Raw genomic sequence first — 18,590 nt, 5'->3', positions numbered from 1 at the left:
TGCCGAATTGGTGGTTATCTGCACAAAACATTGCGGAATTGTATAACTCAATCATTTACACCCGTGGTCAAACCGTCTAAGTTACTCGCGGGTTATTCCAAAAAAATGCAAAAAACCCGCCCGGATCGCTGGTTTCGCTGCCTCATGGATTGAGCAAATATTGCCCAAGGTAACAACCGGCATCTGCGGCTGATTTACGGACGAATTATTTGGGACGGATGTCCCCCGCAGAGGTAAACATGTCCTTGCTCGAAGTAAAGAACTTGCGGATCGAGTACCCCTCCCGCTACGGGGTGCTGGCCGCGGTAAAGGATCTCTCTTTCTCTATCGAAAAGGGTGAGATTGTCGGGGTGGTCGGTGAATCCGGCGCCGGCAAGTCCACAATCGGCAACGCCGTTATCGACCTCCTGAGCCCGCCGGGTCGCATCGCCCGTGGCGATATCTATCTCAATGGCGAGCTCATCTCCGGCAAGAGCCAGAACGAGATGCGGGCCATCCGTGGCTCCCGTATCGGGTTCATCTTCCAGGACCCCATGACCTCCCTCAACCCGCTGTTCACCGTTGAGCATCAGTTGGTGGAGACCATTCTGGCCAATACCGATCTCTCTCGCGAGGCCGCTTTTGCCAAGGCGCTGGAGCTGATGGGGGCGGTGGGTATTCCGCAGCCGGAGCTGCGCATCAAACAGTATCCGCACCAGTTCTCCGGTGGCATGCGTCAGCGGGTGGTTATCGCCATTGCGCTCTCCTGCGATCCGGAGCTGATCATCGCCGATGAGCCGACTACGGCGCTCGACGTTTCCATTCAGGATCAGATCCTCCAGCTTATCCGCGCACTCTGCAAAGAGCGTCAGGTGGGCTGCATGCTGGTGACCCACGACATGGGCGTGGTCTCCAACGTTACCGACAAGGTGGCGGTGATGTATCGCGGCGATCTGGTGGAGTTCGGCCTGACCGAACAGGTGTTGGGCAGCCCCAATCACCCCTATACCCGCAGCCTCATCTCGGCGGTCCCCCGTTCCGATGTGAAGCTGGTGCGCTTCCCGCTGGTCTCCTATATCGAGGATGCCAGTGCGCCGGATACCAATATCGACCTCAAGACTCACTGGCTCGGCCAGAGTCAGGACGAGCGAGCCTATGAAGGGGCGCTGTTGCGGGTGGAGAACGTCGATCTGAAGTTCGTCACCAAGGACTCCATCTTCCCGAGCCGCCGCCAGTATGTACGCGCCTGCAACAACATCAGCTTCGAGATCTTCGAGGGTGAAACCTTCGGTCTGGTGGGGGAGTCGGGCTCCGGCAAATCGACCATTGCCCGCGCCATCACCGGTCTCTATCCGCCTGATACCGGCAAGATTTTCTTCGAGGGGATCGATCTGACCGCTCTCAAGAGCGAGCGCGAACGTCGCCCGCTGCGTCGCCAGATGCAGATGGTGTTCCAGAACCCCTATTCGTCGATGAACCCGCGGATGAAGGTGCGCGACATCATTGCCGAGCCGATCCGCTTCCATCAGCTGGCGAGCAGCGAGAGCCAGATTGAGGGGATTGTCGGCGATCTGCTGGATCACGTGGGTCTTGGCCGTGGTGCTGGCCTCAAGTACCCCCACGAGTTCTCCGGCGGTCAGCGCCAGCGCATCTCCATTGCCCGCGCCCTGGCCACTCGCCCGCGCTTCCTTATCTGCGACGAGCCGACCTCGGCGCTGGATGTGTCGGTGCAGGCCCAGATCCTCAACCTGCTCAAGGATTTGCAGCAGGAGCTCAAGCTCACCATGCTGTTTATCAGCCACGATCTGCCGGTGATCCGCCAGATGTGCGACCGCATCGGGGTGATGCAGCACGGCCATTTGGTGGAAGTGGCCGAGACCGAGAAACTCTTTACCAATGCCGAGCATGAGTACAGCCGCAAGCTGATCTCCCTCATGCCGGAGTTCAAGGGAATGTCCCGCGAGGGGCTGGAAATCGCAAGCTAGGAGAGCGCCGGTGCGCCGGTCTGCTTGTCAAAAAAAGTGTCATAAGAAAGCCAAAAGCATGGAGAACAAGATGAAGAAAGGATTGTCCAAGATTGCCCTGGCGCTGTTTGCCGCCGGTTTCGCCTTCAGTGTCTCAGCCGCTGATATCAAGGTGGGTGTCGCCTCTGACGCCACTTCGCTGGATCCGCAGGAGCAGCTCTCCGGTCAGACCCTGGAGATGTCGCACCTGGTATTCGATCCCCTGATGCGTTACACCCAGGACCTGCAGTTCGAGCCCCGTCTGGCCGAGAAGTATGAGCGTATTGACGATAAGACCGTCCGCTTCCACCTGCGCAAAGGGGTCAAGTTCCACTCCGGTAACGACTTCACCGCTGACGACGTGGTGTGGACCGTCAACCGCCTGAAATCCTCCGTCGACTTCAAGGCGATCTTCGATCCCATCAGCGAAGTGAAGAAGGTCGATGACTACACCGTCGATCTGATTACCGCGAAGCCCTTCCCGCTGGTGCTGCAGACCGTCACCTACATCTTCCCGATGGACTCCAAGTTCTACACCGGCAAGACCGAAGCGGGCAAAGACAAGGCCGAGATCGTCAAGAATGGCGACTCCTTTGCCTCTACCCACGTCTCCGGTACTGGCCCGTTCACCGTCAAGTTCCGCGAGCAGGGTGTGAAGCTCGATTATGCCCGCAACGCCAACTACTGGGACAAGGCCTCCAAGGGTAACGTCGAGAACCTGACCGTGGTGCCGATCAAGGAAGATGCGACCCGTGTTGCAGCCCTGCTGGGTGGCGACGTGGACATGATCTATCCGGTTGCGCCGAACGATCTGGAGCGCGTGAAGAATGGCAAGGACTCTCAGCTGGTTACCCTGTCCGGTACCCGTGCCATCATCATCGAGCTGAACCAGAACACCAACCCGGCACTGAAAGACAAGCGCGTGCGTCAGGCGATCAACTACGCCATCAACCAGGTGGGTATCGTCGAGAAGATCAACAAGGGCTTCGGTACCCCTGCTGGCCAGTTGAGCCCGAAAGGCTATGCCGGTCACAACGAGGCGCTGGTGCCCCAATATGATCTGGCCAAGGCCAAGGAGCTGATGAAAGAGGCCGGTTACGAGAAAGGCTTCAAGATGACCTTCATTGCCCCCGCGGCCCGCTACGTCAACGACGTCAAGATTGCCCAGGCGGTCTCTGCCATGCTGGCCAAGATCAACATCAAGGTGGATCTGAAGACCATGCCGGTAGCCCAGTACTGGCCCGAGTTTGACAAGTGTGCCGCGGACATGCAGATGATCGGTTGGCACTCCGACACCGAAGATACTGCGAACTTCTTCGAGTTCCTGACCTTCACCAAGGATGCCAAGACCGGTATGGGCCAGTACAACTGCGCCGGTTATGCCAACGCCGAAGCTGACAAGCTGGTGATGGATGCCAACGCCGAGACCGATCCGGCCAAGCGTGCCGAGATGCTGAAGAAGGTCGAGGCCATGGTGATCGAAGATGCTGCCTATGTGCCGTTGCACTGGGAAGATCTGGCCTATGGCGCCAAGAAGAACGTCGATATCAAGCCGGTGGTCAACGTGATGAACTTCCCTTACCTGGGTGACCTGGTGGTCAGCAAGTAAGAGAAGCGCTAAGGAAGGACGGGGCGGGATGGTCAGCTGGCCACTCCGCCCACTAACAGAAGCCTGTGCCACGACACAGGCCACGTAGAAGGACAAGCATGTTTACATTCCTGCTGAAACGGTTCTATCAGGCCGTGATAGTGATGTTCGTCATCAGCCTGGTCGCCTTCTCCATCCAGGACAACCTGGGTGACCCGTTGCGCGAGCTGGTGGGACAATCCGTCTCCGAAGCCCAGCGTCACGAGTTGCGCGAGAAGATGGGCCTTAACGATCCCTTCCTCATCAAATACAGCCGCTTTTTGAAAAATGCGGTGCATGGGGATTTGGGCACCTCCTATTTCTTCAAGCGACCCGCTCTCGAGGTGATCCTCGACAAGCTGGTGGCTACCCTTGAGCTGGTGTTTGCTGCCGCGCTCATCATTGTGGTGGTCTCCATTCCACTCGGTGTCTATTCGGCGATCCGCCCGCGCAGCATACCCACCAAGATCATCATGGCGGGGAGCAGTATCGGCATTTCGATCCCGGTATTTTTGACCGCCATCATGCTGATGTACCTCTTCTCCATCCAGCTGGGCTGGCTGCCAGCCTATGGTCGCGGTGAAACCCGTAACCTGCTGGGCTGGGAGTCGGGCTTCTTTACCTGGGACGGCATCCTGCACCTGATCCTGCCCGCGGTGTCGCTCTCTTCCATCATGTTGCCGCTGTTTATCCGGCTGGTGCGCTCCGAGATGCTGGAGCAGCTCTCCTCCGAGTACGTCAAATTCGCCCGCGCCAAAGGGCTGGATAACAACAAGGTCTACTATCAGCACGCTCTGAAGAACACCATGCTGCCGGTCATTACCGTCGGCGGGGTGCAGATCGGCACCATGGTGGCCTACACCATCCTGACCGAGAGCGTGTTCCAGTGGCCGGGCACCGGCTTCCTGTTTCTTGAGGCGATCCACCGGGTCGATACCCCGCTGATCACCGCCTACGTCATCTTCGTGGGACTGATCTTCGTGGTGACCAATACCCTGGTCGACCTGCTCTACGGGTTGATCAACCCGACCGTTAACCTGACTGCCAAGGGGTAAGCATGAGTAACGCTGTAACTGCAAGCCCAAGCCGTTGGGCACGTTTCAAGAACTCTGACATCGTCTACTACTTCCTGCGGGACAAGGTAGCCATGTTCAGCTTTGCGGTGTTTGTGGTGTTCGTGCTGGCGGCGCTGCTGGCGCCCTGGCTCGCCCCGCACAACGTCTATGACCAGACCAGCTTTGATCTGATGGATGCCGAGCTACCACCTTCCTGGCTGGAAGGTGGCGAGGAGCGCTTCTGGCTCGGCACCGACAACCAGGGGCGGGATATCTGGAGCACCATCCTCTATGGCGCCCGTATCTCCCTCACCATCGGCCTGTTTGCGGTGGCGCTGCAGCTGGTGCTTGGTATCGTCATCGGTCTGATTGCCGGTTACTTCGGTGGTCGTATCGACAACCTGCTGATGCGCTTTGCCGATGTGCAGCTGTCGTTCTCCACCATGATGGTGGCGATCATCATCTCCGCTATCTTTCAGGCAACATTTGGCTCCGAGTTTTACTCGAAGTTTGCCATCATGATGCTGGTGGTGATCATCGGTATCGCCGAGTGGCCGCAGTACGCCCGTACTGTGCGCGCCTCTGTGCTGGCGGAGAAGAAGAAGGAGTATGTGGAAGCGGCCAAGGTGATGGGGTTCCGCGCCCCGCGCATCATGTTCCGCCACATTTTGCCCAACTGCCTGTCGCCCATTCTGGTCATCTCCACCGTGCAGGTGGCCAACGCGATCATGAGCGAGGCGGCGCTCTCCTTCCTCGGTCTGGGGATGCCGGTTGATCAGCCCTCGCTCGGTTCGCTTATCAGTGTCGGCTTCAACTACATCTTCTCCGGCTCCTGGTGGATCACCGCCTTCCCGGGCATCTGTCTGGTGGTGCTGGTGCTGGTCATCAACCTGCTGGGTGACTGGCTGCGGGATGTGTTTAACCCCAAGATCTACAAAGGTTGATAACCTGCGCAAGAACTTACTGCGAGGCCGTGATCAAGGCTCATGTGCTGCTCGGAATCCTCATGTATTCACATATACTCCGGTTCCTGCGCTGCTCTTTACCTTGTTGACGGACTTCTCGCAACAGTTCTTGAACAGGTTCTAGATTATGAAGAACAAGAAGGGCGCCAGTGAGGCGCCCTTCTTTTGCTTGATAGCTTTAAGCGTTATCAGGCTTTCAGCCAGCTTTCGATACTGCGCTGGATGCCTGCATCGTCCAGACCAAGCAGGGCATAGATCTCCTGCTGGGTACCCTGTTCCACGAAGCGATCCGGCAAGCCGAGGTTGAGTACCGGCTTGCACTGTTTATTGCGCATCAGCAGCTCGTTCACCGCCGAACCGGCGCCGCCCATGATGGCGTTGTCTTCAATGGTGACGAAGTGATCGTGGCTGGCCGCCAGCGACAGCACCAGCGCCTCATCCATCGGTTTGACAAAGCGCATGTCCACCAGGGTGGCATCCAGCGCTTCGGCGGCCGTTTTCGCGTGGTGCAGCAGGGTGCCAAAGGCCAGAATAGCGGTACCCTTGCCCTCTCGCAGGATACGTCCCTTGCCGAGCTCCAGTGCCTGCATCTCTGACGAGATGGGGGAATCGCTCAGACTGCTGCCGCGGGGGTAACGCACGGCGACAGGGCCTTGCTGAAGATAGCCGGTATAGAGCATCTGGCGGCACTCGTTCTCGTCAGATGGCGTCATCACCACCATGTTGGGCACGGTGCGCAGGAAGCTGATGTCGAACGCTCCCTGATGGGTCGGGCCGTCGGCGCCCACCAGACCGGCCCGGTCGATGGCGAATAGCACCGGCAGATCTTGCAGCGCCACGTCGTGGATCACCTGATCGTAGGCGCGCTGCAGAAAGCTCGAATAGATGGCCACCACTGGCTTCTTGTCGGCGATGGCAAGACCGGCAGCGAACGTGACTGCATGTTGCTCGGCAATGGCCACATCGAAGTAGCGATCCGGATACTGCTGGCTGAATTTCACCAGACCGGAGCCTTCGCGCATGGCAGGGGTGATGCCGACCAGCTTCTCGTCTTTGGCGGCCATGTCGCACAGCCATTGGCCAAAGATGGCGGAGAAGGTGGGTTTGGCGGCGCTCGCTTTCGGCAGGGAACACTCGTCAGGATTGAACTTGGGCACGGCATGATAACCGATGGGGTCTTTCTCCGCCGGCTCGTAACCCTTGCCCTTCTTGGTTTTGACGTGCAGCAACTGCGGACCCTTGAGATTGCGCATGTTGCGCAGGGTCTCGACCAGCGCTTCTATATCGTGACCGTCGATGGGGCCGATGTAGTTGAAGCCGAACTCCTCGAACAGGGTGCCGGGCACCACCATCCCCTTGAGGTGCTCTTCGGCCCGCTTGGCCAGCTCCTTGACCGGCGGCAGACCGGCCAGCACCTTCTTGCCGCCTTCGCGGATGGTGGTGTAGAGCTTGCCGGACATGACCCGGGCCAGATGGTTGTTGAGCGCCCCGACATTCTCGGAGATGGACATCTCGTTGTCGTTGAGGATCACCAGCATGTCTTTATGGACATCGCCGGCGTGGTTGAGCGCTTCAAAGGCCATCCCTGCGGTAATGGCACCATCACCAATTACCGCTACCACCTTGCGACCCAGCCCTTCACTCTCGGCGGCGACCGCCATACCGAGCGCCGCACCAATGGAGGTGCTGGAGTGGCCGACGGAGAGCACGTCGTACTCGCTCTCGCCGCGCCAGGGGAAGGGGTGCAGGCCATCTTTCTGCCGGATGGTGTGGATCTGGTCACGGCGCCCGGTCAGGATCTTGTGGGGATAGGCCTGATGGCCCACATCCCAGATCAGCCGATCGAACGGGGTGTTGTAGACGTAGTGCAGGGCCACGGTCAGTTCGACCGTGCCGAGACCGGAGGCAAAGTGTCCGCTGGAGCGGCTGACAGAGCGCAGCAGATATTCGCGCAGCTCGTTGCACAGCACCGGCAGCCGATCTTTGGGCAAGGAACGCAGCTCGACCGGAGTGTCCGCGAGGGCCAGGTTGGGGAAATTGCTAATATCAACGCTCATATTGTTACTGTTATCCAGCGTTTAGTGGGTTCGCTCGATGATGTAATCGGCAAACGCTTCCAGAATGTCGGTATTGTAGGGCAAGGATTGCAGGGCTGTTAAGGCTTTCCCATGCAGTTCGCGAGCCAGCTCACGGGCATTTTCGAGTCCGAGCAGGGCCGGATAGGTACTTTTCTCCAGCGCCAGGTCAGAACCTTGCGGCTTGCCCAGGGTGGCGGTATCACCTGTGATGTCGAGGATGTCATCCTGCACCTGAAAGGCGAGGCCAATCGCGGCGGCATAGGTTTGCAGGGCAATCAGGGTTGCGTCATCGACATCGGCTTTGCACAGGGCGCCGAGCGCCACGGCGCACTCAATCAGCGCACCGGTCTTGTGGCGGTGTACCTGCTCCAGTTCGGCAAGCGTGATCTGGCGCCCTTCAGCCTGCAGGTCCAGTGCCTGACCACCACACATACCCAGATAGCCGGAGGCGCGGGCGAGGGTACTCAGCATCCGCACCCGGTTGGCCATCAAGGAGTCGGGCATGGGGTGATCGGCCAGAATGGAGAACGCCAGCGTCTGCAGCGCATCACCGGCCAGAATGGCGGTGCCTTCATCGAATGCCTTGTGAACGGTCGGCTGGCCGCGACGCAAGTCGTCGTCATCCATGGCGGGCAGATCGTCGTGCAGCAGTGAGTAGGCATGGATGCACTCCACGGCAGCCGCAGGGCCGTCCAGCAGGTCGCTCTTTACGCCCAGCATTTCGCCGACCGCGTAGACCAGAAACGGGCGAACCCGCTTGCCGCCCAGCAGCAGGCCATATTTCATGGCATCACGCAGACGAGGCGCCATGGGTGGCAAAGCTTCAAGTTTTGCCAACAGGCAGTCATCAATACGCTGGCGATGCTGACGGGAAAAATGGACCAGTGCCACTCACTCGTCTCCTTGTTCTGGCTGGAAGGGGGTCAGCTGATCACTGCCATCGGCCTTGCTCAGCAGGATCTGGATCTTCTGCTCGGCTTGCTCCAGCTTTTGTTGGCCAGCCCGCACCAGATGGATTCCCTGCTCGAACTGTTTGAGGGCCTCCTCCAGCGGTAGGGAACCTTGCTCCAGCTGATGAACGATGGTTTCCAGCTCTTCGAGAGTGGCGTCAAAACTCAGACGGTCGATTTTTTTACTGGCCATGTCCATCCTCGGGAATTGAAAAAACGGCTTATATTAACATCGACCGCCCACCGGGGGGAGGCTGAAAAACGCTGCCTCCTCAAACTCTCGATAAACTGGCCGATAATGAACCATGATTCTCAGTGGATGCATGCTTGCCGCTTGGGTCGCAATAGCAGAAAATTCAACAAACTATAATTGGGCATAAGAACCGGTGACAGGAGTAGGGACGTGGATCTAGGCAGTCTGATAGGGATAGTGCTGGGTTTCGGGGTGGTGGTGTACGGCATGCTGCTGGGGGGCCCCATGAGCATGTACGTCGACATGCCATCGGTCTACATCACCGTATTGGGCTCCATCTTCATCGCCATGATGAAGTTCAACCTAGGCCAGTTTCTGATGGCGTTTAAGGTCGCTGGTAAAGCTTTTATGTACAAGGGCGACAAGCTGGAAGACCTCATAGTTAAAGCCGTTGAGCTTGCCGATGCCGCCCGTAAAGGCGGATTTCTGGCGCTTGAAGCGGCCGAGATTCCCAATCCCTTCATGAAAAAAGGGATCGATATGCTGGTGGATGGCCATGATGCCGATGTAGTGCGCGCAGTGATGGAAAAGGATATCGAGTTGACTGCCGAACGTCACGTCATTGCGATCAAGGTGTTCCGTACCCTTGGGGATCTTGGCCCGGCGATGGGGATGATCGGTACGCTGGTGGGTCTGGTGGCCATGTTGGCCAATATGAGTGATCCCAAATCTATCGGTCCTGCCATGGCTGTAGCCCTCTTGACCACTCTGTATGGTGCGATCGAAGCCAACATGCTGGCCATCCCGATAGCCGACAAGCTGGAACTGCGAAGCGGCGAAGAGCGCCTTAGCCGTTCGCTGATCCTCGATGCCATCATGGGGATCCAGGATGGCCAAAACCCGCGGGTGATCCAGTCCATGCTGCAGAACTATCTGAACCAGTCCAAACGCAACAACGGCAGTGAGTAGGGAGCCCTATGTCTGATTGCAAATGCCCGCCTCCCGGCCTGCCCGGTTATATGGGGACCTTCGCCGACCTCATGTCGCTGCTGATGTGCTTTTTCGTGTTGTTGCTCTCCTTTGCCGAGATGGATGTGCAGAAGTTCAAGCAGATTGCGGGGTCCATGGAGAAGGCATTCGGGGTCCAGAATATCCTTGAGGTGAAAGATATTCCGAAGGGAACTTCTGTCATTGCCCAGGAGTTCCGTCCTGGCCGCCCAGAGCCAACCCCGATTGATACCGTGATGCAGCAGACCATGGACATGACCCAGACCGAGCTGGATTTTTTGCCCGGTGATGCCGAGCAGGCAGGTGGTCAGGACAAGAGTGATGGCAAGCAGACGGGGGGGGACACAGCTCAGGATGCTCAGAAGGCGCAGCAGCAGTCCAATACCCTGGCAAAGGCGCTGGCCGAGCAGATGAAAGATCAGATCCAGGATGGTGCCATCGAAATCGAGGCGTTGGGACAGCAGATTATTATCCGGATCAGGGAAAAAGCCTCCTTCCCGGCTGGCTCGGCGTTTCTGCAACCCCAGTTCTGGCCGGTTATTCGCAAGGTCGCGACCCTGCTCAAGGATGTACCGGGTGAAATCACCATATCCGGCCACACCGACAACGTGGCGACCGAGGACGAGCTGTTTCAGTCCAACTGGGAGCTTTCGTCCCAGCGAGCAGTGGCTGTGGCACACCAGATGATCAAGGTCCCAGGATTTGATCAGGGACGCTTGATTGTGCAGGGGATGGCCGATTCCCAACCATTGGTGCCCAACAATACTCCCGAGAATCGCCGGATGAACCGACGGGTAGAGATCGCTATCATGCAGGGCAAACCGACCATTTCCTCTCCTATTTCGGTACCGGAAGGAAAGTAATATTTCTTGGAGCAACAGATAAAGCGGGATCTGCATCAGGGGGCCGACATGGATTTTGTGTTGGCTTCATATTAAGATGCGCCATCCGAACCGAGTGCTGCGGCGTCCTGACAGATAGCCGCAGCTTCTATTTTCAAGCAACCCAGGTTTCGACTATGAATCATACTCCGATGACTGTTCGCGGCGCTGAGAAGCTGCGCGAAGAGCTCGAATATCTCAAGACCGAGCTTCGTCCCCAGATTATCGAAGCGATTGCTGAAGCCCGTGAGCACGGTGATCTGAAAGAGAATGCCGAATACCATGCCGCCCGTGAGCAGCAGGGGTTCTGTGAAGGCCGCATTCAGGAAATTGAAGCCAAGCTCTCCAATGCCCAGGTGATCGATGTCACCAAGATGACCAACAATGGTCGCATCATCTTTGGTGCCACCGTGACCCTGCTCAAGAGCGAAACAGAGGAAGAGGTTATCTACCGCATCGTGGGTGACGATGAGGCTGACATCAAGCAGAACCTTATCTCTGTCAACTCTCCGATTGCCCGCGCTCTGATTGGCAAGGAAGTGGACGATGTGGCGCTCGTTAAGACGCCCGCAGGTGATGTGGAGTACGAAATCCTGGACGTTGCCTACATCTGATGTAGTTAATGCGGGATGAGACGGGGGAGCACTTGCTCCCCTGTTTGTTGCGCTTCAGGCTGGTTGGTAAGCGTCGTTGAAGGTGTCCTGATGGCGCTGAAACAGCCAGTGACGAAGTCGCTCTATGTTTGCCTCGCTCATCTGGAAACTGAGTGCCCAGGTTGCACGGTCTGCATTAGATTTGACCCGTCTCACCAGCCTGGCCTGCAAGGGAAATGGCGCCTCTGTGGCGATCTGCAGAGTTCCCTGCAAGGTAGTATCCGCCATCATATCTGTGGGCAGATCTTCCACGATGAGGCCATTGAGCGAAAGGCTCAGCACTTGGAGTACTCCATGAGCTGTTTGCAGTGTCGCTTTCTGGGCAAGTCTCCAAGCTCTTGGCTGGGCAAACCCCAGCTCCCGGATCACTGGCGCAGCGAGCCGAGGCTCGACAAAGCCATCTTCTCTCTGGATAAAGGTGAGGGGGAATCGCAACTGATGGCCTGCATAGCGGGCTTCCAATACCAGCTGTTCGGCTTTTTGCAGCAAGCCAAGCATGGGGTTGTCGAGATGTCCGCTCAGAAGGTGGGTCGCCTCCGTGCATCCCAGCTCCCGCAACATGGTCAGTTCATCGTCGGTCAGAATAGGATGGTGAGCCATGGCACGTGTCCGAAACTATTCATCGCAGGTTAAGGGCTTGGCGACTACTGTGGCAAGCGACTCGGGAAGAAGTGAAATAAGGAAAGAGCAATGCTCTTTCCTTTTACTTGCGAGGCAGCTGGATTTTGGGTTCGTTGGCCTGACGATAGATGGTCAGCACATGACCCATGCTCTGTACTTTTACAGAGCCTGTTTCACGGACGATGGCATCCATAACCAGTTGTTTCATCTCGCGATCTTCAGAGGCAACCTTAACCTTGATCAGCTCGTGATGGTTCAGCGCCAGATCGATCTCCGCCAGTACACCTTCGGTCAGACCGTGCTGACCCAGCAGGACGACAGGCTTGAGGCTGTGGGCAAGGCCCTTGAGGTACTGTTTCTGTTTATTGTTGAGAATCATCGCAATTTCTTCATAAGTCAGGGTTGAAAGGGGCGTATTCTACCCCCACTTAGCCCTTAATACTAATAACCCTTGTGGTTTTTTAAAGCCGATTATCATGACCCAGAAAAAACGTTCCGCCAGCTCCACCCGCTGGTTAAAAGAACATTTCGACGATCAATACGTCAAAAAAGCCCAGAAATTGGGGCTGCGTTCCCGTGCTGTTTTCAAGATCGACGAGATCCAGGGCAAAGACCGCCTGTTGAAAAATGGCATGACGGTAGTGGATTTGGGGGCTGCCCCCGGCGGCTGGTCCCAATTCGCGGTCGAGCAGGTTGGCGAATCGGGTCGGGTCATCGCCTGCGATATTCTGCCTATGGATCCCATTGCCGGTGTCGATTTCCTGCAGGGGGACTTTCGGGAGGAAACTGTACTCGGTGCCTTGCTGGAGCGAGTCGGACCCGACAAGGTCGATGTCGTGATGTCCGACATGGCCCCCAACATGAGCGGCACCCAGCAGGTGGATCAGGCTCGTGCCATGTATCTGGTCGAGTTGGCTCTGGACATGTGTCATCAGGTATTGCGCAGTGACGGCAGTTTTGTGGTGAAGGTGTTTCAGGGGGAGGGCTTTGATGCCTATCTGAATGAAATTCGGAAACTTTTCTCCGCCGTTAAAATTCGTAAACCAGACTCATCCCGCGCCAGATCACGGGAAGTCTACATTGTGGCTACCGGTTTTAAACTGTAGTACCCTAACCTTCATCGTTAACTGTCAGTCTGCGAGGTTACTGATTTGAGTGACATGGCGAAAAACTTAATCCTGTGGCTGGTCATCGCCGTCGTATTGATGTCGGTGTTCAATAGCTTCAGCCCCAGCGATACCACCAGTCGCCAGCTGGACTATTCCAGCTTCGTTAAAGAGGTGACCCAAGATCAGATCCGTGAAGTGCGGATGGACGGTAAGGTCATTAATGGCGTCAAGCGTACTGGTGAACGATTCACCACCATCATCCCGGCGCCGGATCCCCAGCTGCTCAACGATATGCTCAATCACAACGTCAAGGTGATGGGCGAGAAGCCGGAAGAGCCGTCTTTGCTGACCTCTATCTTCATCTCCTGGTTCCCGATGTTGCTGCTGATCGGTGTCTGGGTCTTCTTCATGCGTCAGATGCAGGGCGGCGGTGGCAAAGGCGCCATGTCGTTTGGCAAGAGCAAGGCTCGCCTGATGAGTGAAGATCAGATCAAGACTACCTTTGCCGATGTAGCTGGTTGCGATGAAGCCAAGGAAGAGGTGAAGGAGCTGGTCGACTATCTGCGCGACCCGAGCAAATTCCAGAAACTGGGTGGCAAGATCCCGACTGGCGTACTGCTGGTAGGTCCTCCCGGTACCGGTAAAACCCTGCTGGCCAAGGCCATTGCGGGTGAGGCCAAGGTGCCCTTCTTCACCATCTCGGGTTCTGATTTCGTGGAGATGTTCGTGGGTGTCGGTGCCTCCCGGGTACGTGACATGTTCGAGCAGGCCAAGAAATCCTCCCCCTGCATCATCTTCATCGATGAAATTGATGCGGTCGGTCGCCAGCGTGGCGCCGGTCTGGGCGGTGGTCACGATGAGCGTGAGCAGACCCTTAACCAGATGCTGGTCGAGATGGATGGCTTTGAAGGCAATGAAGGCATCATCGTCATCGCTGCCACCAACCGTCCTGACGTACTGGATCCGGCACTACTGCGTCCGGGCCGTTTCGACCGTCAGGTTGTGGTCGGTCTGCCGGATGTCCGTGGTCGCGAGCAGATCCTGAAAGTGCACATGCGCAAAGTTCCGTTGGCGGATGACGTCAATCCGGCGCTGATTGCCCGTGGTACACCCGGTTTCTCCGGTGCGGATTTGGCCAACCTGGTCAACGAAGCTGCCCTCTTCTCTGCTCGCGAAAGTCGCCGAGTAGTCTCCATGGCTGAGTTCGAAAAGGCCAAGGACAAGATCATGATGGGTGCGGAACGTCGCTCCATGGTGATGAAAGAGTCCGAGAAGGAGATGACTGCGTATCATGAAGCCGGTCACGCCATTATCGGTCGCGTGGTTCCGGATCATGATCCCGTTTACAAGGTCTCCATTATTCCGCGTGGCCGTGCGCTGGGTGTGACCATGTACCTGCCTGAGCAGGATCGCTGGAGCCACTCCAAGCAGCATCTGGAGTCGATGATCTCCAGCCTGTATGGCGGTCGTCTGGCGGAAGAGTTGATCTACGGTGCCGAGAAGGTCTCGACCGGCGCGTCCAACGACATCGAGCGAGCCACCGAGATTGCACGCAAGATGGTGACCCAGTGGGGTATGTCCGAGCGTCTCGGCCCGATGCTTTATGCGGAAGAAGATGGCGAGGTGTTCCTCGGTCGCAGCATGGCCAAGGCCAAGCACATGTCCGACGACACTGCGCGCATCATCGATGCTGAGGTGAAGCAGGTCATTGATCGCAACTACGACCGCGCCAAGCAGATCCTGCTGGATAACATGGATGTACTGCACAGCATGAAAGATGCGTTGATGAAGTATGAAACCATCGACGCCAAACAGATCGATGATCTGATGGCGCGTCGCGAGGTTCGTGCTCCGAGCAACTGGCATGACGAGCACGGTGATACCCCGCAAGGCGGTTCCACCGTGGCTGCCGAGGCCAAGCCTGCCGATGAGGCTGCACCGGTGGCGGATGTCACTATCGACAAAGCCAACGACGCTCCGGCCAAATAATCGTGACTCTCCAAACCCCGGGCTTGCCCGGGGTTTTTCTTTATCAGATGGACGTGAAAATGCAGTTAACCAGCAAGGGGCTTAGCCTCTCTCTCGATCGTCCCCATGTGATGGGGATCCTCAATGTGACGCCCGACTCCTTCTCCGATGGCGGTAATTTCAACCAGTTTGAACGGGCAATGGCTCATGCGCGCCAGATGGTCTCTGACGGTGCGACCCTCATTGACATCGGTGGCGAGTCAACCCGCCCTGGTGCGCCCGATGTGAGCGAGCAGGAGGAGCTGGACAGGGTCATTCCTGTCGTGGAGCAGATGGCCCGTGAGCTGGATGTGATGATCTCTCTCGATACCTCCAAAGCGGCTGTGATGCGGGAGGGTTGCAAGGCGGGAGCCCATCTGATCAACGATGTGCGGGCACTGCAAGAACCTGGAGCACTGCAAGCCGCGGCCGAAGCGCGGGTTCCGGTCTGTCTGATGCATATGCAGGGGCAGCCGCGAACGATGCAGGTCGAGCCGCACTATGACGACCTGATCGGGGAGGTACGCGCCTTCTTTGATGAGCGTATTGCGGCTTGTCTGGCGGTCGGGATCCGTCGTGAAGAGCTGTTGCTGGATCCGGGATATGGCTTTGGCAAGACCCTTGCACACAACTATCGGTTGTTGGCGGCTCAAAAGGAACTACTTGATTATGACCTGCCGCTATTGGTGGGGATGTCGCGAAAGTCTATGATAGGCAACTTGCTGGGCCGTCCGGTGGATGAGCGTCTGGCGGGCAGTCTGGCATGCGCCCTTATCGGTATGCAGCATGGGGCTCGCATCATCAGGGTACACGATGTACGGGAGACCATGGACGCATTGCGCGTCGGTTGGCTGGCAATGACGGGACAAGATTTTATTTCCAGATAATAAAGAGAACAGACAATGGCAAGAAAGTATTTCGGTACCGATGGTGTGCGCGGCAAGGTTGGCGAATACCCGATCACCCCTGATTTTGTAATGAAATTGGGTTGGGCTGCCGGCAAGGTGCTCTCCAAGAAGGGCACCAAAAAGGTGCTGATTGGCAAAGATACCCGCATCTCCGGTTACATGCTGGAATCCGCGCTGGAAGCGGGGCTCTCCGCGGCAGGCCTTAAAGCCATTCTGATGGGGCCCATGCCCACGCCGGCGGTTGCCTACCTGACTCGCACTTTCCGTGCCGAAGCTGGTATCGTCATCAGCGCTTCCCACAATCCCTTCTATGACAACGGCATCAAGTTCTTCTCCGCCGATGGCACCAAACTGCCCGATGATGTCGAGCTGGCTATCGAAGCCGAGCTGGATCACGAGCTCAAGTGTGTCGAGTCGGCCGAACTTGGCAAAGCGGTCCGCATTGATGATGCAGCCGGTCGCTATATCGAATTCTGCAAGAGCACCTTCCCCTCCCACATGAATCTGGATGGGGTGAAAATGGTGGTCGACTGTGGCCACGGGGCGACTTATCACATTGCGCCTTCGGTTTTCCGCGAGCTGGGCGCTGAAGTGATAACCATGGGCTGTTCCCCGGATGGTCTCAACATCAACGATGGTGTCGGTTCGACTGCGCCTGACGCTCTGGTTGCCAAGGTACTGGAGTACAAGGCCGATCTGGGGGTTGCCTTTGATGGTGACGGCGACCGTCTGATCATGGTTGACCATACCGGCTATCTAATCGACGGTGATGAAGTGCTCTATATCATCGCGCGCGATGCCCTGCGCAATGGTCGCCTCAAAGGCGGTGTCGTCGGCACCCTGATGGCCAACATGGGTCTGGAGCTGGCGCTGCAAACCCTGGGTATTCCTTTTGCCCGTGCCAAGGTGGGTGACCGCTATGTGCTGGAGATGATGGAAGAGAAGGGCTGGCGCATCGGTGGCGAGAACTCCGGCCACATAATCTGTCTGGATCAGACCACTACGGGTGATGGCATCGTAGCCGCCTTGCAGGTGCTTACCGCCATGCGCAGTGCCGAGATGCCGCTGGCCAAGCTGCGCTCCGGCATGAGCAAGTTCCCGCAGGTGCTGGTGAATGTTCGTTTTGCCGAAGGCAAGGATCCGCTGGCCGCTGATGCTGTCATGGCTGAGGTTGCCAAGGTGGAACAGGAGCTGGCTGGTCGTGGTCGCGTACTGTTGCGTAAATCAGGTACCGAACCGCTGATCCGGGTCATGGTCGAAGGGGAGCATGAACAGCAGGTGCGTGACATGGCTCAGCGCATCGCCAAGCAGGTTGAGTCGGCGTTTTAATGAACAACCAGGGCGGCTTTTTAGCCGTCCTGGTTGTATCTTGTTCAAACGATTCAAAAATTTAAAAATAGCACTTGTCAGCTGAGCATCCACTGGATATTATCAGCCCCGCTTTCGCAAGGGAGTTGCCGATGGGACATCGCAAGCCGTTTGTAGCAGCCAACTGGAAGTTGCACGGTAGTAGGTCGCAGTTAGAGCAGTTTACGAGTCAGTGCCTGAGCGGCGTTGACGGAAAAGTAGATGTGGTTCTCTGTCCTTCCCATGTGCATCTCGACTTTTGCGCTTCACTGCTCAATGAGCAGAAGGTAATAAAGTTGGGGGCTCAGAATGTGAGTCAGCACGCTACTGGCGCTTACACCGGAGAAATCTCGTGTCAGATGCTGGTTGAGGCAGGGTGTCGTTACGTATTGGTAGGGCACTCCGAGCGCAGGCGTCTCTTTGGTGAGACCAGTTTTATAGTCGCAGAAAAGTTTGCGGCAGCCAGAGCGGCAGGCTTGATTCCCATCCTCTGTTTAGGTGAATCAGGTGCGGCGAGGCAGGCGAGAAGAGCCTTCGAGGTGATCGCTGAAGAGCTGGATATCGTCATAGAGAAAAATGGCGCGATGGCTTTCGATAATGCTATCATCGCCTACGAGCCGATTTGGGCTGTAGGTACAGGTAAATGCGCCACACCCGAGCAGGCACAAGAGGTTCATTCCTTTATACGTGGTCGCTTGGCGGAGGATACTCCGGTAATAGGTGAGAAAGTTAGAATCATCTATGGTGGGAGCGTAACGCCGAGCAACGCGAGAGATTTGTTTGCACAGCCCGACATTGATGGCGGACTGATTGGCGGAGCAAGCCTCGATAGCGATGCGTTTTTAGGAATTGTTGAAGCGGCAAAGGGTGCAAGTTAAATGTACGAGATTCTTTTAGTCGTTTATCTGCTGGTTTCACTGGCTCTGATTGGTCTGGTGATGATTCAGCAAGGTAAAGGGGCTGATATGGGCGCCTCCTTCGGCGCAGGGGCATCGAACACAGTATTCGGCTCCGGTGGTTCAGGCAGTTTCCTGACCCGAACAACAGCAATTTTGGCTACTCTGTTTTTCGTTATCAGCCTAGTGCTTGGATCTATGTCCAGCAACAAGGTCAAGCAGGGTAGTGAGTGGGAAAATCTGCAACAAACACAACAGGTTGAGCAGACCAAAGCGCCAGTGAAGAAAGATACTGACGTTCCCGAGTAAG

Annotated in this window: 18 protein-coding genes; 13 read left to right on the top strand and 5 right to left on the bottom strand. The window is 56.8% G+C overall.

Annotated features, from left to right (window positions below; translation table 11 throughout):
- The first annotated feature begins 239 nt into the window (after positions 1–239).
- The 4 genes from G5229_RS18035 to G5229_RS18020 all read left to right on the top strand — a co-directional run bounded on the left by G5229_RS18035 (position 240) and on the right by G5229_RS18020 (position 5,608).
- Complete coding sequence (locus tag G5229_RS18035) at positions 240–1,964, top strand: dipeptide ABC transporter ATP-binding protein (RefSeq protein ID WP_100654430.1); 1,725 nt, start codon at positions 240–242, stop codon at positions 1,962–1,964.
- 70 nt (positions 1,965–2,034) lie between these two features.
- On the top strand, positions 2,035–3,591 hold the full coding sequence (locus tag G5229_RS18030) for an ABC transporter substrate-binding protein (RefSeq protein WP_164536188.1): 1,557 nt from the start codon (positions 2,035–2,037) through the stop codon (positions 3,589–3,591).
- A gap of 98 nt (positions 3,592–3,689) precedes the next feature.
- Positions 3,690–4,664 (top strand): ABC transporter permease, encoded by a 975-nt coding sequence (locus tag G5229_RS18025; protein ID WP_005349514.1) that lies wholly within the window; start codon positions 3,690–3,692, stop codon positions 4,662–4,664.
- Between the two features lie 2 nt (positions 4,665–4,666).
- The gene (locus G5229_RS18020; RefSeq protein ID WP_040068611.1) at positions 4,667–5,608 is read left to right on the top strand and encodes an ABC transporter permease; all 942 of its coding nucleotides are present in this window, start codon (positions 4,667–4,669) and stop codon (positions 5,606–5,608) included.
- Between the two features lie 209 nt (positions 5,609–5,817).
- Here G5229_RS18020 and dxs read toward each other — a convergent pair whose 3' ends face one another.
- From dxs to xseB, 3 genes are read right to left on the bottom strand one after another with little or no spacing between them, the layout of a single operon-like run.
- On the bottom strand, positions 5,818–7,686 hold the full coding sequence (gene dxs / locus G5229_RS18015; protein WP_421205879.1) for a 1-deoxy-D-xylulose-5-phosphate synthase: 1,869 nt from the start codon (positions 7,684–7,686) through the stop codon (positions 5,818–5,820).
- 21 nt (positions 7,687–7,707) lie between these two features.
- Entirely contained in the window at positions 7,708–8,598 is an 891-nt protein-coding gene (ispA, locus tag G5229_RS18010) for a (2E,6E)-farnesyl diphosphate synthase (RefSeq protein ID WP_216951956.1), read from the bottom strand.
- Positions 8,599–8,850: an exodeoxyribonuclease VII small subunit gene (gene xseB / locus G5229_RS18005; protein ID WP_216951955.1), complete on the bottom strand. Its 252-nt coding sequence runs from the start codon at positions 8,848–8,850 to the stop codon at positions 8,599–8,601.
- A 210-nt stretch (positions 8,851–9,060) separates the two neighbouring features.
- Here xseB and pomA point away from each other — a divergent pair, with 210 nt between their 5' ends.
- The 3 genes from pomA (at position 9,061) to greA (ending at position 11,353) form a co-directional block, all read left to right on the top strand.
- Entirely contained in the window at positions 9,061–9,819 is a 759-nt protein-coding gene (gene pomA, locus G5229_RS18000) for a flagellar motor protein PomA (protein ID WP_216951954.1), read from the top strand.
- Positions 9,820–9,827: 8 nt separating this feature from the next.
- Positions 9,828–10,721: a flagellar motor protein MotB gene (locus G5229_RS17995; protein WP_421209901.1), complete on the top strand. Its 894-nt coding sequence runs from the start codon at positions 9,828–9,830 to the stop codon at positions 10,719–10,721.
- Positions 10,722–10,876: 155 nt separating this feature from the next.
- Complete coding sequence (gene greA / locus G5229_RS17990; RefSeq protein WP_216951952.1) at positions 10,877–11,353, top strand: transcription elongation factor GreA; 477 nt, start codon at positions 10,877–10,879, stop codon at positions 11,351–11,353.
- 54 nt (positions 11,354–11,407) lie between these two features.
- Here greA and G5229_RS17985 read toward each other — a convergent pair whose 3' ends face one another.
- Together G5229_RS17985 and yhbY are read right to left on the bottom strand one after the other, a co-directional pair.
- Positions 11,408–11,992, bottom strand: a complete 585-nt coding sequence (locus G5229_RS17985) for a PilZ domain-containing protein (protein WP_421209899.1) — start codon at positions 11,990–11,992, stop codon at positions 11,408–11,410.
- A gap of 103 nt (positions 11,993–12,095) precedes the next feature.
- Positions 12,096–12,392, bottom strand: a complete 297-nt coding sequence (yhbY, locus tag G5229_RS17980; protein ID WP_033114153.1) for a ribosome assembly RNA-binding protein YhbY — start codon at positions 12,390–12,392, stop codon at positions 12,096–12,098.
- 97 nt (positions 12,393–12,489) lie between these two features.
- Here yhbY and rlmE point away from each other — a divergent pair, with 97 nt between their 5' ends.
- The 6 genes from rlmE (at position 12,490) to secG (ending at position 18,589) form a co-directional block, all read left to right on the top strand.
- The gene (rlmE, locus tag G5229_RS17975) at positions 12,490–13,119 is read left to right on the top strand and encodes a 23S rRNA (uridine(2552)-2'-O)-methyltransferase RlmE (protein WP_216951950.1); all 630 of its coding nucleotides are present in this window, start codon (positions 12,490–12,492) and stop codon (positions 13,117–13,119) included.
- Between the two features lie 45 nt (positions 13,120–13,164).
- The gene (gene ftsH / locus G5229_RS17970) at positions 13,165–15,111 is read left to right on the top strand and encodes an ATP-dependent zinc metalloprotease FtsH (protein WP_323913152.1); all 1,947 of its coding nucleotides are present in this window, start codon (positions 13,165–13,167) and stop codon (positions 15,109–15,111) included.
- A 59-nt stretch (positions 15,112–15,170) separates the two neighbouring features.
- Positions 15,171–16,016: a dihydropteroate synthase gene (gene folP, locus G5229_RS17965; protein ID WP_421209897.1), complete on the top strand. Its 846-nt coding sequence runs from the start codon at positions 15,171–15,173 to the stop codon at positions 16,014–16,016.
- A gap of 15 nt (positions 16,017–16,031) precedes the next feature.
- Complete coding sequence (glmM, locus tag G5229_RS17960) at positions 16,032–17,366, top strand: phosphoglucosamine mutase (protein WP_421209895.1); 1,335 nt, start codon at positions 16,032–16,034, stop codon at positions 17,364–17,366.
- 131 nt (positions 17,367–17,497) lie between these two features.
- A complete protein-coding gene (gene tpiA, locus G5229_RS17955) occupies positions 17,498–18,262 on the top strand; it encodes a triose-phosphate isomerase (protein WP_421209893.1) in 765 nt (254 codons plus the stop codon).
- On the top strand, positions 18,263–18,589 hold the full coding sequence (secG, locus tag G5229_RS17950; RefSeq protein ID WP_005338811.1) for a preprotein translocase subunit SecG: 327 nt from the start codon (positions 18,263–18,265) through the stop codon (positions 18,587–18,589).
- Position 18,590: the final 1 nt, after the last annotated feature.

The sequence above is a fragment of the Aeromonas sp. 602396 genome, from assembly GCF_049173735.1.
In the GTDB taxonomy this organism is placed as follows: Bacteria; Pseudomonadota; Gammaproteobacteria; order Enterobacterales; family Aeromonadaceae; genus Aeromonas; species Aeromonas veronii_A.
This window is presented reverse-complemented; position numbering and strand designations above follow the sequence as displayed.